Below are 14069 nucleotides of genomic sequence, written 5' to 3' on the forward strand. Positions count from 1 at the left end.
GAAATCGGCCATTGGCCGCACCTCGCATCACTCCACTCGCGGCCGAGACCGTCAGGAGTCAATAACATGAGCGTTTTGCAGAAACTCAGCCAACACATCAGACAAAAAGGTTGGCGCGCCACCCTTAGTAAAATCTGGAAGCACTACGTGTTTTCCCACGAGGAACTGTTGTGGATGGAGCGCGACCTGGTCACTCCATTGCCGCCTTACAAACTCCGGCCCTACCCGCCGCTGCAGGTAGTGCGCATCACCCCGGAAAACGCCGTGGCGTTCACCCGTTACTTCGGTGACCGCGTGGAGACCATGGCCGAACTGGCCCGTGAAGGCTACACCGGGCATATGCACCTGGACGACAAGGGTGATGCGGTGGCCTTCATCTGGGGTGCGGCACGCAACTATCACGACAAACACTATTACGGCTGCTGGTTCCCGGTGAAAGAAGGCGAGTTCTTCGAATTCGGCGGCGAGCTGACCCGCGCGTACTGGGGCACCGCGCTGTCGATGGACGTGCAGACGGAGTTGTGGAAAGCCATGCTGGACCAGGGTTGCCACACAGTGGTGGATGTCTGTGAGTCTCACAATGTCCCTGCCCTCAAGCTGCACATACGCACCGGCTACAAGGAACAAGGGCGGATCATGAACGTCTACGAGCTGTTTGGTCGCTGGCGCTTCTACCGCGAAACCCATTACAGCGGCTCACGCCTGGATGCCTTGCGCAAACCGGCACGTGAACCCGCCACAGCAGCGGTGAGCTGACCCTATGGCAGCACGATTCGAATGGCGCACTTCGTTGTGCGCCGCTGATTTCCCGGAAACGGCTTATGAAGCGTTGCGTCTGCGAGTGACGGACCACACACCGTTCAACACACTGGCCTGGATGCGTGCATCCGAACAGGCCCTGACCACCGGGCAACGTTTGCATGTGTTGCTTGGCTGGCAGGGTCATGAGCTGGTCTTGTGTTTGCCGTTGGTGGCCTCCGTCGAGCGTTTCGCCAGGCTGCCGTTTCGCGTGCTGCATCACCTTGGCTACCCACTTGCGGACCGCCTTGCGCTCCTTGCAAAAACGGACTCGGAGAATATCCGCAAGGCACTGATCGAGATCCGCCGACAACTTCCCCATGCCCTGCTGCAACTCAACGAGTTGTCGGAACCGGTCGGCGAAGAAAGCGTGCTGACCGAGTGGATGGCGCACAGCTCGACCGGTGAACGGCGCCTCAGCTGTCGGGTGCCGGTGCACGTGATCAGCGACGCGGACCACCAGGAAGTTTCGGGTGACCCCCGCTATAAACTGCGCCGCGCACGCAAACGCATCGCAGCCTGTGGTGCTCAGGTTCGACGGATCACCCCCGATGCGTCGACCATGGGCCCGTTGTTGCAGGCCATCAGTGAAGTCGAAGCGGTCAGTTGGAAAGGCGATGAAGGCGTCGGGATTTTCGCCGACGAACGTCACCGACAATGGATGGACCGAGCCTTCACTGCCCTCGCCGAACAGGGGCTGGTGCGGGTCGTGGTGCTGGAGCTGGACGGGCGCTGCATCAGCTACCGCCTCGGGTTGCTGGAGCAAGGCCGGTTGTACGATTACAACCTGGCGTTCCTGCCGCAATACGCCGATCTGGGCAGCGGTCGGGTGCTGCTCGACGAGTGGATTCGCTGGGGGCTGGACGAGCACTGGCGCTGGATCGATGCCTCGCGGGTGAGCCTGGAAAATTCCAGCCATCAACTGCACGAACGCATGACCGGGCAACTCGAACACTGGCGCTGGAGTTTCTATTCCTGGCGCCCCAGCGGTCTGGCGCTGGGCCTGGCCTTGAGACTCTGGCAGCGGCTCAAACCCTTGTTGCAGAAATGGCAAGCCAAACGGGCAGCAGCGACCGTTGCCACTGCACCGGCGCCCGTTGCCGCAGTGGTCAAAGCAACGAAGCCAACCGACACAAACAGGGAGGGCGACCATGCCTCGCCAAGTCATAGTCAACGCTGACGATTTCGGTCTCAGCCCGTGCGAAAACGCGGTAATCCTGGGCGCCTTCCAGGCGGGGGTGATCAGCTCCGCCACGGCCATGGCCAATATGCCGGCCTTCGAAGCGGCGTGCGTCATGGCCCAGCATCCGTTGCTCAAGGACCGGATCGGCCTGCATTTCAACCTCACGTATGGGCGTCCGTTGAGTCAGTCGATTCTGGGTCGAAGGAACTTCTGTGACAGCCATGGGGTGTTCGATCTCAACCTGTCCCGCCATCGCCTCTGGCTCAGCCGGGGGGACCGCGACGCAGTGCTGGAGGAGCTCAACGCCCAATGGCAACGCTGCGTGGACAACGGTGTACGGCCCAGCCACATCGATTCCCATCAACACGTTCACAACATCTGGCCCATTGGTGAGATCGTCGCCCGCTTCGCCGCGAGCCAAGGGGTGCCCGTGCGCCTTGCGCGCAATCTGGGGCAAAACCTGAGCTTGCCCAAGCGTGTGTTCAAGACCTTGCTGAATAATCGCTTGCAGAGCCTGGCGGGTGTGACCGCGGATTATGTGTGCACACCGGTGGACCTGCGCAATGACGCCATGCCGACCGATGGTGTGCTGGAAATCGTGGCTCATCCGACTCAGCTTGGCGCTGATTTCGGTGATGCCTATTTGCAGCCAGAAGAGTCTCTAACCCTTGTTCTAGAAAGGCGTCTTCACGGCGTGCCGCGGGCTTCCTATGGTGCTTTGAACAGCCATTTGGTGACCGGTGAAGCCGCGCTCGAATGAGTTACATACGTTGCAACACATTCAAAGCTGGCGCTTTGATATGAACTTTCAAGCTTGATCTATACCCATCAAAAGCGTTTCCACCCACACCCTGGCTTAGGCTAAGGAGAGCGTCATGAGCATCATCGAAAAGCTTCGCGAACGCATAAAACAAAAAGGCCTGAGCCGCACGTTCAACACGCTGTGGAAACGCTACGTGTTCTTCCACTGGGAGCTTTTATGGATGGAACGGGACCTGATCAGCCCGGTACCGCCGCACAAACTGCGTCCTTATTCGGGACTGCGCATGGTGACCATCACCCCCGAAAACGCCAGCGCCTTCGGCAAGCATTTTGGTGACCGCGTCGGGACCATGGCCGAACTCGCCACCGAGGGTCACACCGGGCACATGTATCTGGACGAAGAAGGCCACGCTGTTGCGTTTATCTGGGGCAGCGTCCGCGACTACCACGACCGTCACTATTACGGCTGCTGGTTCCCGGTCAAACCTGGTGAATTCTTCGAGTTCGGCGGCGAAATGGCCCGCCCCTACTTCGGCACCAGCCTGTCGGTGGATGCTCAGGTAGACCTCTGGGCAGCAATGGCAGCCCAAGGCTGCAACAAGGTGGTGGACGTCTGCGAAACCCACAACATCCCTGCCCTGAAGCTGCACATCCGCATGGGCTACCACGAACAGGGTCGCGTTACCCACGTCTACAGCCTTTTCGGACTCTGGCGCTTCTACCGCGAAACCCGCTACACCGGCTCACGGCTTGATCCGCTGCGCAAACCGGGACGGCCAGTGGTAACAGGGGCGGCTAGCGCCTGATATCCGATAGACAGACCGAGTTGCGGCCATCGCGAGCAGGCTCGCTCTCACAGTAGATCCTCAGCGCACGCAGATTTTGTGTTCGACAACGATCCAATGTAGGAGTGAGCCTGCTCGCGATGGCGGCGGCACATTCAGTATTGATGTGACTGACAGAGAGCTATCGCGAGCAGGCTCGCTCCTACAGTGTATCTGCGGTGCACACGGGCTTTGTGTACGGAGGGATTCAAATGTGGGAGCGAGCCTGCTCGCGATGGCGGCGGCACATTCGGTATTGAGGTGACTGACAGATAGCTATCGCGAGCAGGCTCGCTCCTACAAAGGATCTTTAGCGCACGCAGACTTTGTGTTCGACGACGATCCAATGCAGGAGTGAGCCTGCTCGCGATGGCGGCAGCACATTCGGCATTGATGTGACTGACAGAGAGCTATCGCGAGCAGGCTCGCTCCTACAGTGGAGCTGCGGTGCACACGGGCTTTGTGTACGGAGGGATTCAAATGTGGGAGCGAGCCTGCTCGCGATGGCGGCGGCACATTCGGCATTGATGTGACTGACAGATAGCTATCGCGAGCAGGCTCGCTCCTACAAAGGATCTTTAGCGCACGCAGATTTTGTGTCCGACGACGATCCAATGTAGGAGTGAGCCTGCTCGCGATGGCGGCGGCACATTCGGAATTGATGTGACTGACAGAGAGCTATCGCGAGCAGGCTCGCTCCTACAGTAGATCCTCAGCGCATGCGTATTTCGTGTTCGACATCGATCCAATGTAGGAGTGAGCCTGCTCGCGATGGCGGCGGCACATTCGGCATTGAGGTGGCTGACAGAGAGCTATCGCGAGCAGGCTCGCTCCCACAGTGGATCTGCGGTGCACGCAGATTTTGTGTTCGACGACGATTCAATGTAGGAGTGAGCCTGCTCGCGATGGCGGTGGCACATTCAGTATTGATGTGACTGACAGAGAGCTATCGCGAGCAGGCTCGCTCCCACAGTGGATCTCCAGCGCACGCAGATTTTGTGTTCGACGACGATCCAATGCAGGAGTGAGCCTGCTCGCGATGGCGGCGGCACATTCGGCATTGATGTGACTGACAGAGAGCTATCGCGAGCAGGCTCGCTCCCACAGTAGATTTTCAGCGCATGCGTATTTCGTGTTCGACGACGATCCAATGCAGGAGTGAGCCTGCTCGCGATGGCGGTGGCACATTCGGCATTGATGTGACTGACAGAGAGCTATCGCGAGCAGGCTCGCTCCCACAGTGGATCTCCAGCGCATGCGTATTTTGTGTTCGACGACGATCCAATGCAGGAGTGAGCCTGCTCGCGATGGCGGCGGCACATTCGGCATTGATGTGACTGACAGAGAGCTATCGCGAGCAGGCTCGCTCCCACAGTAGATCCTCAGCGTACGCAGATTTTGTGTTCGACGACGATCAACTACAGGAGGGCCGGGTGATTTCGCTGCTGAGAGCGTGATACGTCCCACACATCTATGGGAAAAGCCATCCCTGGCGAAGGAAGCGCCTGACTGCTCATTCGTATCCAAGTGGATACATTTGAGCAATGAATTATATTGTTCAACAAACTATGATCTTCGTGGCATGGCATGCCTCAGTTCGTGACTTGCGGGCGAAGATTGCTATCGCTCGTCGCATTGATCGTGCCTCTGCAGGTAACCTGGGTGATATCAAGCCGGTGGGAGACGGCGTTTCCGAAATGCGCGTGGACGTCGGCGCCGGCTATCGGGTCTACTTCACTTTGCGAAACAGTGTCGTCATTGTGCTTTTGGCCGGTGGTGATAAATCTTCGCAAACCGCCGATATCAGGCGGGCTAAAAAATTGGCAAAGGAGGTTTAAACATGAGCCAGACTTTGACTACTTTCGATATGGCGGCACTGCTGGACAGTGACGAAGCCATTAGCGAGTACCTCTCACAAGTGCTCGCAGAGGGCGATAACGAGGAATTTCTTCGTGCTATCGGATACGTGGTGAAAGCGCGCGGAATGACACAGATTGCCAAGGACTCGGGTATGGGTCGCGAAAGCCTGTACAAGGCCTTCGCGCCCGGTGCAAAACCACGCTTTGATACGGTTTTGAAGGTCATCCATGCCCTCGGCATCGATCTCTGTGCGCAGCCAGGTCATTCGATCAATCACTCGGTGCTTTGAGAGATTCTTCTGGCTAGGCTGCTCGCTTCACCCCCACCCACGTAAAACACAACGGCAACTGCGCCGTCTGCCGCTCATACCGGTCATAGAGTTCCTCGCGGTTGGAATGCGGGTACTCCTTGAAATGGCTGATCTGCAGTCCCGCCTCGATGGCGCCGGTGAAGATGGCGCCCAGGGTGTGGACGAACCAGTAGGACGACGCGGTGTGCTGGTCGACTTTGCCTTCGTAGACGATCGGCTGGTCCTGCACGAACGGCTCGCTGCGAAAGTACGAGCTGTCCAGACGATAGGGATCGGCGGCCTCGGGGTCGACCATTTCCAGGAAGGGGTGGGTTTCGTACACCACCAACGCACCGCCGGGCTTGAGGGTCTGCGCGACATGGTGGAAGAATTCGCCGATGTCGGGCATCCAGTTCAAGACGCCGATGGTGATCAGCGCCACGTCGAAGCGGTCATGCAATTCAGCCGGCAGGTGATGAATGTCGGCCTCGATGAATTCGGGCTCATGGGGTGAGAGTCCAGCCAGTTCCCGCGCCTGATCGAGAAACGCGTCGGACTGGTCGACGCCCACCACGCTGCGAGCCCCCAGCGCAAACAGCGAAAGACTTTCCCGTCCGTTGTTGCAGCCCAGTTGCACCACGTCCCTGCCATCGACGCCGACCTGCTCCAGTACACCGCGAAGTGTGTCATCGATGCAGCAAAAATCGCGATGACTGACCGCCGCCACCAGAGCCTGCCAATCGGGCGCGTCCTTGTGGTGTCGGGCGGAGTCGTTCCAGGCATCGCGGTTGCTGGCGATGGCATTTTTTTTGGTCGGCATTTCCATTGCACACTCCAGAATCCGGGTCATTGTTGACCGGCACGAGTCTAGATCAGGGTGCTGAAAAACCCCATTGGGCGTTTGTTGGAATGTTGTAATCCGGGCGTCGCGAACGCGTGCCCGTAGGGCAGCTATAGTTAATGGCCTTGGGGAAGTGCGGGAAATCCGATTTCGCAGGTGTTGCCATGAAAAAAACTGATCTGACGCTGTTGCTCGCCCTCAGCCTGACCGCCCTCACCGGCGCCCAGGCGGACGACACCCTGACACCCACCACTGACTACAGCAGTGAGTTCAATTATTACGGGGCCGACCAGCCCTTCGCCCACCCGGTGCCGCCCTCCCTGAGCACCGTGCCGCCTCGGTCATACATCCCGACCGCACCTCAGGATTTCATCCCGATTGCCAGCCAGCATGAGTTCCACGACTCAATATTACCGACCGTCGCGGATGCCTCAGTCCGGGTATTCATCCGCTCCTACGATCCGGTACGTGGCGTCTACGTCAACCAGGAAGTCCTCGACCCCACATGCGTGCTCGAATGCCTCATCCGTCAGGGGGCAACGTTGCAATAAACCTCACCACTGGCGTTTGTCCGGGCGTGCGAGGCCGAGCTTTTCGATCCGGTAACGCAGCATGTCGCGGCTCAGGCCCAGCAAGCGTGCGGACTTGGTGACGTTCCAGTCGGTCTTGTCGAGCATCTTGCGCACCATGTCGCGCTCGACTTCCGGCAGGTTCATCGACTCGGTGCCGTTGTAGGCCGGTCTCGGTTCGTGGTGCTGGGGTTCTTGCAGCACGATCGGATCATCCACCAGGCTCAGGCAGACGTTGAGCTGATGGGCGGCAATCGTATCGCTTTGCGCCAACAACACGGTTTGCTCAAGCATGTTGCGCAATTCACGCACGTTGCCCGGCCAACTGTAGCTGAGCAGCAACTCTTCAGCCTGGTCACTGAAATGCAGGTGCGATTTGCCATAGCGTTTGCCGTGGATCGCCAGGAAATGCCGGGCCAGCAGCAGGATATCGGCGCCGCGGGCATACAGGCGCGGCACCTTGATCGAAATAATGCGCAAACGGAAGAACAGGTCACGACGGAACTTGCCCTGTTGCACCATTTGTTCGAGGTTGCAGTTGGTCGCGCTGATTACCCGCAAATCGACCTTGCGTTCCTTGACCGAGCCGACCCGGCGGATGGTTCGGTCTTCCAGCAGCTTCAGCAGTTTGGCTTGCAGCAGCAGGTCCATTTCACCGACTTCATCGAGGAACAGCGTGCCGCCATCGGCTGCTTCCACCAGACCAACTCGACGGTCCTTGGCGTCGGTGAAGGCGCCCTTCTCGTGGCCGAACAGTTCCGACTCCACCAGATTGGAAGGGATGGACGCGCAGTTGAATTCAATGAACGGACCTTTGCTGCGCGGACCGTCGAAGTGTAGTGCCCGGGCCACCAGTTCCTTGCCGGTACCGGTCTCGCCTTCCACCAGCACGGGCGGCAGGTCGGTGTTGGCCATGCGCCGCTCGGCGTCGAGCAACTGGGTAATGGTGTTTTTCAAGTATTGCATCGGCGCCGATTCGCCGATCAATGCCTGTACGCCTGACTTCTGCGCCTCGCGCTCCTGATAAAACGACAGCGTGCGCTCCATTCGATCAGTGGCCAGGGCCTTGTCCAGCAGCAGCTTGAGCTCCGGCAAGGCCACCGGTTTGGTGACGTAATGAAAAGCGCCCTCTTTCATCGCCACCACGGCATCTTCGACGTTGCCGTAGCCGGTCATCATGATCACCTTCAGATCCGGCGCGCTGATGCGCAGCTTCTGGATCAGGTCGTGACCGCTCATGCCCGGCAGCGAGTTGTCGGTCAGCACCACATCAGGGGTGAACGCACCCAGTTTATCCAACGCCTCTTCAGCCGAATGGCAGACCGTCACCTCGAAGTCTTTGCGCTCCAGGTAGGTCTGAATATTCTCGGCCAGGAGTTCATCATCCTCGACCAGCAGTATGCTGTGCTCCATATTCCCCTCCCGTTGCCACTTTGAAATTGAGACAGACGCGGGTTCCTTCCTGCTCCTGGCTGGTCAGTTCGACCGAGCCTTCGAAACGCTCCATTATTCGTTTGACGAGGACCAGGCCAACGCCCAACCCTCCCTGTTTGGTGGTGAAAAACGGCTTGAAGACCATCTGTTGCTGCTGCTTGGTCATGCCTTTGCCGGTATCGCTCAGGGTCATCCGCACCTGAGCGGGCCTGGGGTGCTCAATATCGATACTGAGCAAACCGCCCTTGGGCATGGCCTCAAGGGCATTGGCAATCAGGCTATTAAGAATCTGGGTGAGCAGCACCCGTTGGCTGACGACCGGTGGACAGGTCTGCGGCGTGAAACGCACCTCCACGTTCGAGCGTCGGATCAGCGCGTCGAAAGCGCTCAGGGTGTCGTCGATGGCCAGCACCAGGTCCACCGTTTCGGAGTCGTCGTTTATCGGCCGCAACGACACCAGCAACTCCCGGACCCAGCGCGACATGCGATCGACCTGGTTGATGATGTCGCCGATGTTTTTCTGCGCACTCTGGCTGGCGATTTCCTGGGCCAGTTCGGCGCTGGAGCGTATGTTCGCCAGCGGATTGCGCAAGCTGTGGGCGACGGCCGAGGACATTTCTCCCAAGGCGACGAAGGTCTCGTTAGTGATCAATTGTTTTTGCTGGCTCTGCAGCAACACGGACGCACGCCGCACGATCCAGAACAGCCCTAGGTAGATAAGCAGGCCACCGAGCAAGGTCGCCAGCCAGATCGCCTTGAAGCCACGCTGAATGCGTTCCACCAGGTCCGCCGGTTCCTTGTAGATCTCGACCATGGCAATGACCTTGCTTTTGTCGGCATTGAACATCGGGATGTAATTCTCGATGAACAGGTACTTGGGCTCGCGCAACAGCATCTGTTCGGGACGTTCCTCGTCGATCTGGTGATAGCTGGTGGAGACCGGCTCCTTCATTTCAAAGGATTCGTCCAGTTCTTCATCACCTTCGACGCGCATGCCGATCATCTGTGGATTGGTCGACCAGACCACCGTGCGATCCAGGGCATACACCACCGCCAACAGCGTGTCCGGCAAGTGTTCGACGTGATCGAGAAACTCAATGCGGGCAGCGGCACGGGCACCTGGGTTTACGTCGGGATAGGCGTTGTCTTCGCGCGGATCGAGCATCTCGCCCATGGTTCTTTTCAGGGTGATGCCGGCGTGGCGAATTTCCGCATCACCGATGGCCTGAATGAATTGCGCAGTCAGCATGGAATCACGCTCGATGCTCTCATCGACAACAAACCGCGTGGACACATAACCCAACCCCATCGCCACAGCCGCAATGATGAGAAAGCTTCCCAGCGAAAACCAGCGCAGCAGATTGAACTGTCCACTTCGACTTTGGCCTTCTGCTGCCGGGGCGTCCGGCGCAGGTACTTTTTGTTGTTCCAGTATCTGCATGGGTCTTGTCCAGGGTGCTTGCATCAAGCCTTTTCAGTCATGTTTCGGATCAGTGTAGGTGGCATTGATCGTGGTCGACGGCTTCACTGATAGTATTTCGCCGCTATGGCACCTGCGCCGCTTGTAGCGGTTGCTGGCGATCGGTTTCTTCCTGCAAAAAACCCAGAATTGACTGCGCAGCATTCTCATCCAGACGCAGATTAGGCATCGGGATTTTGTCGAAGCGTTCAAACAGTGCCAGCGCGAGCGGGTCCTTTTCAGCGAGCATGCGGTCCGGTTCGCGAATCCAACGGTTGAGCCAGGCCAGATCCCGTTGGCGCGTCACGCCGACCAGGTCCGGGCCGATGCTGCGCATGCCGATGCCCTGCCCGTCCAGCGGACCCAGGCTGTGGCACGACGCGCATCGGGTGCGAAACAGTTCTTCGCCATTGCTCGGCGGGCGAATCTCGGGCGCATCGGCGTAACTTTGCTCAATGCTGGGTTTCTTCCAGTTCTGCAAGGTGTTGGCCAACTGGTCGGCGAGAATCCACGGGTTCTCGAACGGCGAGGCTTTCATCCAGCGGCCGGTGCCCTGGTTGCCGACGATCAGGCTCAGGTTGTGGTCTTTGCTGCGTCCGTTGTCGACGCCCTCGATGAACAGCCCGAGTTTTTTTCGCAGGTCGGTGACCGCTTCGAATTCACCGGTCAGAAACGTCCAGCCCGGCCCGACCTTGAAGCGTTGTGCGTAAGCCTTGAGCACCTCGGGGGTGTCGCTGAGCGGGTCGATGCTGATGGAATAGAAGAAGATGTCCTGGCCGACCCGGTCGCCCAGCAACTTTTGCACCTGACGCAGGCGTGCGGTTTCCAGCGGACAGGAATCACTGCAAGAGGTGAAGATGAAGTTGATCACCACCACTTTGTCCTTGATCAAGTCATCGAAGAAACGCACCTGCCGACCGTCCTGATCGGTCAGCAGGGTGTTGGGGAAGTATTCGCCACCCCAGGGCGTCGCCGATTCCCTCGGCGACAGTATCCCGTCATGAGCGAGCAGCACCCGAGCCGCCAACAGACAGGTCACCAGGACCAGAATCAGGTGCATGCCCAAGGCGCGGGAGCGCGGCGTATACGCCGGTGTGTCGGCGCGCCTGCGCTTCATTTTTTCACCGCCACTTGTGGGCCGAAGCCGTCGCCATTGCGGAAGGTTGGCAGCGCAGCGGAGTTGACATAGCGCACGCCATCCCAGCTCGGCAACGGTGTCGGCATCAACTGGAATTGCCCGGGTTTCTCAATGTCCCAGCGCAGCAGCATCGAGTTGTCTTCGTGCTGAGTGTTGTGACAGTGCTCCATGTACGTCCCGGCAAATTCGCGGAAGTTGATCGCCACCTCGACGCTGTCCAGGCCGTCGTTTTCCGAGCCGATGCGGTACACGTCCTTGCGTGCCCATTTTTCCCATTCCGGTGGCGCCTTGCCGCCGCGGCTGAGAATGATCCCCTCCTCGAAGTGCACATGAACCGGGTGACTCCAGCCCTTGCCGCCGGCCTTGATGTTCCACACTTCCAGGGTGCCGAAGCCACTGACGCCGGCATCGGTTGGACCGGTTTTCAACTGGGTCGCCGTGTTCAAGCGACGCGGGTCCATGTGGAAGCCGAAACCGCCATCGGTCTTGACCGTCCACGGCGCTTCATCGGTGCCGTCGGAACGTCCGAAGGTGAAGGTGCGGTGGCGCGCCTGGGACAGCAGGACCTTGTCGGTCGCATTGTCGCGGTGGATTTTCAGCGGGATCATCACCAAGCCTTCGGCCTTGCCCGGTTTGGCCGGTTCGTAGGCTGCCGGGTCCATGGCCAGGTCCTGACCGGTGTAGGCCTTGACGTTCAGTTGCAAGACCTTGCCCACGCCCGGGTCACCCTTGTCCCACTGCGGGCCCTTGCTCGATTGCTTGATCACCGCAAGGTATTTCTCCGACAGCACATCGGCCAATGGCACGGGTTCTTTCGGGCCCTTGCCGTCGTCGTGCACCAGCAGGTTGACTACGAACAGTTTGTCGCCGGGCTTGATGCCGTTTTTCGCGAAGTTGACGATGATGTCGAAGCGCTCGGCGATGCCCTGGGTCGGCAGGATCGCGTTGTGATTCTGTTTATCGCCGTCGGCATCCAGGTCCAGGGTGCCGTCGAACGGCACGCTGTGTTCCATGATGTTGCCGTCGTTGGCAATCAGGTGAAACGGCACGCGGGCATAGGACACGCCGGAGTTTTTCGGGCCGGGGAACTCGCCGCTGCTGCCCTTGACCTCGCGGACAATGGCGAACTTGAAGTAACGCGACACCGAGCCGTTGAGGATGCGGAACCGGTAGCTGCGGGCGCGTACATCCAGGGTCGGTTTCCACTGCCAGTTGACCAGCACCTGATCACCGAGGAAGCCGTCGGTGTTGAACGGGTTGAACCACAACTGGCCGGCCTGATCCCAGGCCTTGTCGGCGAACACCAGGTTGACGTCGTAGTCACGGTTGCCCCACGGCAAGGCGCTGCCGCTGGGGAAACGCAAGTTGACACCGTCGTTAACCGATTCGTTGCCACGGTCCAGGGCGCTGTAGTAATTCATCATCGCCGCGTTGCCCTTGTAGACGTTCTGCGCGGTGAAATCGAGCATGTGGTCGTGGAACCAGTGGGTGCTCATGGTTTCGCGCCAGTCGCCGCGGATCTTGATCGTGCCGTGGTCGCAGGTCTTGCGGCTGGGGCTGATGTCGTTGGTCCACAGGGTTTCCCCCGGCGAGCAAGGGAACGCCGCGCGCGGATCATGGGCGTCGGTGTTGATGCTGTCGTAGCCGGCCAACTGGATCGGCCAGCGATAGTCGTAATACTGCCCCGGGAAGAAAAAGGCGTTGGCATAGCCATCGCTTTCCGCCGGTGCGTGACCGTTGTGCTCGTGAGTACTGATGGTGTGCAGACCGAACCCCATGTTGGCGGCAGGGTCGATCGGCAAGCCGTTGTAGTGACGCATCAGCACCGGCTGACCGTAACGCACCATCAGCAACTTGGGCGGTAACGTGCCGTCAAAGGTCCAGACCGAGTTGTGGTTCTGCACTGGCATGCTCGGGTGGAAACGCGCATCGACGCCTTTGGCGGTGCCCGCCGTGGCTGGCACGCCGGCGACGTTGTGATAAAGGCCACCGGGGCCAAACTCACCCAGCGCATAGCCGTGCATCTGATGACTGTCACGCCAGCCGCTGTTGAGCCTCGCCCCGGTTTGCACGGTTTTATAGGCCATTTGCGGGTAGAACTCGTTCCAGCGTTGATGCGACCAGCCTTTTCCTGGCGGACGGCCTTCGGCTGACGAGCCGATATGGCGGTTGAGGAAGACTTCGATCTGCGCCTGCCACGGGTTGCGGTCCACCACGTTGGAGTACTGGCTGGGGAACGGCGTCAGCCCCGGTTGACGCATAAAGGCATCGAGTGCCGCGCTCGGTGGCGCACTGCGGGCCGCGTTGGTGGGGTCCTGTTGTGGCAGCGGGCCAACGGTAGCCGGTGGAAAGCCCAACGGCGCCGCCGGTGTAGTGGGGTCGAGTTTTTCCGGACCGAACTCCTCGAACAACACCATCTGCTGAGTGAACGGCTGAGCGCCGAACAGCGGGCTCGGCTTGCCATTGGTGGGGTAGTTGAAACTGGTTTGCACCGTCGGCGGCAGGACGTTTTCCTGGCGCGTGGTGTCTCGGCTGCCTTTGACGCCATCGGGCAAATCGAAGGAGTCTTCGTTGGCCTCGGGCATGGTCAAGATGGCGTTGAGCGCGGCGGCTTCATCAGCCGGTTCGTCGTAGTAAGCCGAAGGATCGGTAGGTTCTGGCTGTCGCTCGTCATCGATCGGGCTGGCACGCAGGTTCGCTGTGCCGAGCGTCATTGTCAGGAGGACGCTCAACGGCGTCAGCAGGCCGAACCACTTGAAGGGGTACCGCGCGTTTCTGTCCATCACCAGCCGCCTCGAAGTCTTGAAGGGGGTAGTGGTGGTTTTGCAAGGACCTCGCCAGATTTGTAACAGTTTTATACAAAAGCATTAACACTCAAGAAAACAATGGCTTATCAATATCAATGTGCCGCG

Annotated in this window: 13 protein-coding genes; 7 read left to right on the forward strand and 6 right to left on the reverse strand. The window is 59.3% G+C overall.

Annotation, left to right across the window (positions count from 1 at the left end; translation table 11 throughout):
• Nucleotides 1–66 precede the first annotated feature (66 nt).
• Nucleotides 67–756 carry an N-acetyltransferase gene (locus HP062_RS08985; protein WP_172791287.1) on the forward strand — a complete coding sequence of 230 codons (690 nt, stop codon included), beginning with the start codon at nucleotides 67–69 and terminating at the stop codon, nucleotides 754–756.
• Between the two features lie 63 nt (nucleotides 757–819).
• Here HP062_RS08985 and HP062_RS31445 read toward each other — a convergent pair whose 3' ends face one another.
• Entirely contained in the window at nucleotides 820–906 is an 87-nt protein-coding gene (locus HP062_RS31445) for a hypothetical protein (RefSeq protein WP_224795531.1), read from the reverse strand.
• Nucleotides 907–1183: 277 nt separating this feature from the next.
• On the opposite strand from HP062_RS31445, the gene HP062_RS08990 reads away from it, so the two are divergent.
• From HP062_RS08990 to HP062_RS09010, 5 genes are all read left to right on the forward strand, one after another.
• Nucleotides 1184–1978, forward strand: coding sequence for a GNAT family N-acetyltransferase (locus HP062_RS08990; protein ID WP_353852379.1), 795 nt, complete (start codon nucleotides 1184–1186; stop codon nucleotides 1976–1978).
• Entirely contained in the window at nucleotides 1950–2741 is a 792-nt protein-coding gene (locus HP062_RS08995) for a ChbG/HpnK family deacetylase (RefSeq protein WP_172791288.1), read from the forward strand. The genes HP062_RS08990 and HP062_RS08995 overlap by 29 nt, the downstream gene beginning before the upstream one ends.
• Before the next feature lie 115 nt (nucleotides 2742–2856).
• Entirely contained in the window at nucleotides 2857–3549 is a 693-nt protein-coding gene (locus HP062_RS09000) for an N-acetyltransferase (protein ID WP_172791289.1), read from the forward strand.
• Nucleotides 3550–5111: 1562 nt separating this feature from the next.
• Complete coding sequence (locus HP062_RS09005) at nucleotides 5112–5405, forward strand: type II toxin-antitoxin system RelE/ParE family toxin (RefSeq protein ID WP_010455649.1); 294 nt, start codon at nucleotides 5112–5114, stop codon at nucleotides 5403–5405.
• Between the two features lie 2 nt (nucleotides 5406–5407).
• Nucleotides 5408–5716 carry an addiction module antidote protein gene (locus HP062_RS09010; protein ID WP_010455651.1) on the forward strand — a complete coding sequence of 103 codons (309 nt, stop codon included), beginning with the start codon at nucleotides 5408–5410 and terminating at the stop codon, nucleotides 5714–5716.
• A gap of 13 nt (nucleotides 5717–5729) precedes the next feature.
• Here HP062_RS09010 and HP062_RS09015 read toward each other — a convergent pair whose 3' ends face one another.
• Entirely contained in the window at nucleotides 5730–6542 is an 813-nt protein-coding gene (locus tag HP062_RS09015; protein ID WP_010455653.1) for a bifunctional 2-polyprenyl-6-hydroxyphenol methylase/3-demethylubiquinol 3-O-methyltransferase UbiG, read from the reverse strand.
• A 179-nt stretch (nucleotides 6543–6721) separates the two neighbouring features.
• Between HP062_RS09015 and HP062_RS09020 the strand changes: the two genes are divergently transcribed.
• The gene (locus HP062_RS09020; protein WP_010455655.1) at nucleotides 6722–7108 is read left to right on the forward strand and encodes a hypothetical protein; all 387 of its coding nucleotides are present in this window, start codon (nucleotides 6722–6724) and stop codon (nucleotides 7106–7108) included.
• 3 nt (nucleotides 7109–7111) lie between these two features.
• Here HP062_RS09020 and HP062_RS09025 read toward each other — a convergent pair whose 3' ends face one another.
• The 4 genes from HP062_RS09025 to HP062_RS09040 form a co-directional block, all read right to left on the reverse strand.
• Nucleotides 7112–8539, reverse strand: coding sequence for a sigma-54 dependent transcriptional regulator (locus tag HP062_RS09025; RefSeq protein ID WP_145308181.1), 1428 nt, complete (start codon nucleotides 8537–8539; stop codon nucleotides 7112–7114).
• Nucleotides 8508–10001 (reverse strand): sensor histidine kinase, encoded by a 1494-nt coding sequence (locus HP062_RS09030; protein WP_172791290.1) that lies wholly within the window; start codon nucleotides 9999–10001, stop codon nucleotides 8508–8510. Before HP062_RS09030 ends, HP062_RS09025 begins: the two co-directional genes overlap by 32 nt.
• Nucleotides 10002–10104: 103 nt before the next feature.
• Nucleotides 10105–11136, reverse strand: coding sequence for an SCO family protein (locus HP062_RS09035; RefSeq protein ID WP_169857050.1), 1032 nt, complete (start codon nucleotides 11134–11136; stop codon nucleotides 10105–10107).
• Complete coding sequence (locus HP062_RS09040) at nucleotides 11133–13940, reverse strand: multicopper oxidase domain-containing protein (protein ID WP_083376375.1); 2808 nt, start codon at nucleotides 13938–13940, stop codon at nucleotides 11133–11135. The genes HP062_RS09035 and HP062_RS09040 overlap by 4 nt, the downstream gene beginning before the upstream one ends.
• Nucleotides 13941–14069 lie beyond the last annotated feature (129 nt).

The sequence above is a fragment of the Pseudomonas sp. B14-6 genome, assembly GCF_013260315.1.
Taxonomy (GTDB): domain Bacteria; phylum Pseudomonadota; class Gammaproteobacteria; order Pseudomonadales; family Pseudomonadaceae; genus Aquipseudomonas; species Aquipseudomonas mandelii.

What these genes read in the sequence shown, in the direction of transcription:
- HP062_RS08985 (WP_172791287.1), top strand. Translation starts at nt 67, where the DNA reads ATGAGCGTTTTGCAGAAACTCAGCCAACACATCAGACAAAAAGGTTGG.
- HP062_RS08990 (WP_353852379.1), top strand. Translation starts at nt 1,184, where the DNA reads ATGGCGCACAGCTCGACCGGTGAACGGCGCCTCAGCTGTCGGGTGCCG.
- HP062_RS08995 (WP_172791288.1), top strand. Translation starts at nt 1,950, where the DNA reads ATGCCTCGCCAAGTCATAGTCAACGCTGACGATTTCGGTCTCAGCCCG.
- HP062_RS09000 (WP_172791289.1), top strand. Translation starts at nt 2,857, where the DNA reads ATGAGCATCATCGAAAAGCTTCGCGAACGCATAAAACAAAAAGGCCTG.
- HP062_RS09005 (WP_010455649.1), top strand. Translation starts at nt 5,112, where the DNA reads ATGAATTATATTGTTCAACAAACTATGATCTTCGTGGCATGGCATGCC.
- HP062_RS09010 (WP_010455651.1), top strand. Translation starts at nt 5,408, where the DNA reads ATGAGCCAGACTTTGACTACTTTCGATATGGCGGCACTGCTGGACAGT.
- HP062_RS09015 (WP_010455653.1), bottom strand. Translation starts at nt 6,542, where the DNA reads ATGGAAATGCCGACCAAAAAAAATGCCATCGCCAGCAACCGCGATGCC.
- HP062_RS09020 (WP_010455655.1), top strand. Translation starts at nt 6,722, where the DNA reads ATGAAAAAAACTGATCTGACGCTGTTGCTCGCCCTCAGCCTGACCGCC.
- HP062_RS09025 (WP_145308181.1), bottom strand. Translation starts at nt 8,539, where the DNA reads ATGGAGCACAGCATACTGCTGGTCGAGGATGATGAACTCCTGGCCGAG.
- HP062_RS09030 (WP_172791290.1), bottom strand. Translation starts at nt 10,001, where the DNA reads ATGCAGATACTGGAACAACAAAAAGTACCTGCGCCGGACGCCCCGGCA.
- HP062_RS09035 (WP_169857050.1), bottom strand. Translation starts at nt 11,136, where the DNA reads ATGAAGCGCAGGCGCGCCGACACACCGGCGTATACGCCGCGCTCCCGC.
- HP062_RS09040 (WP_083376375.1), bottom strand. Translation starts at nt 13,940, where the DNA reads ATGGACAGAAACGCGCGGTACCCCTTCAAGTGGTTCGGCCTGCTGACG.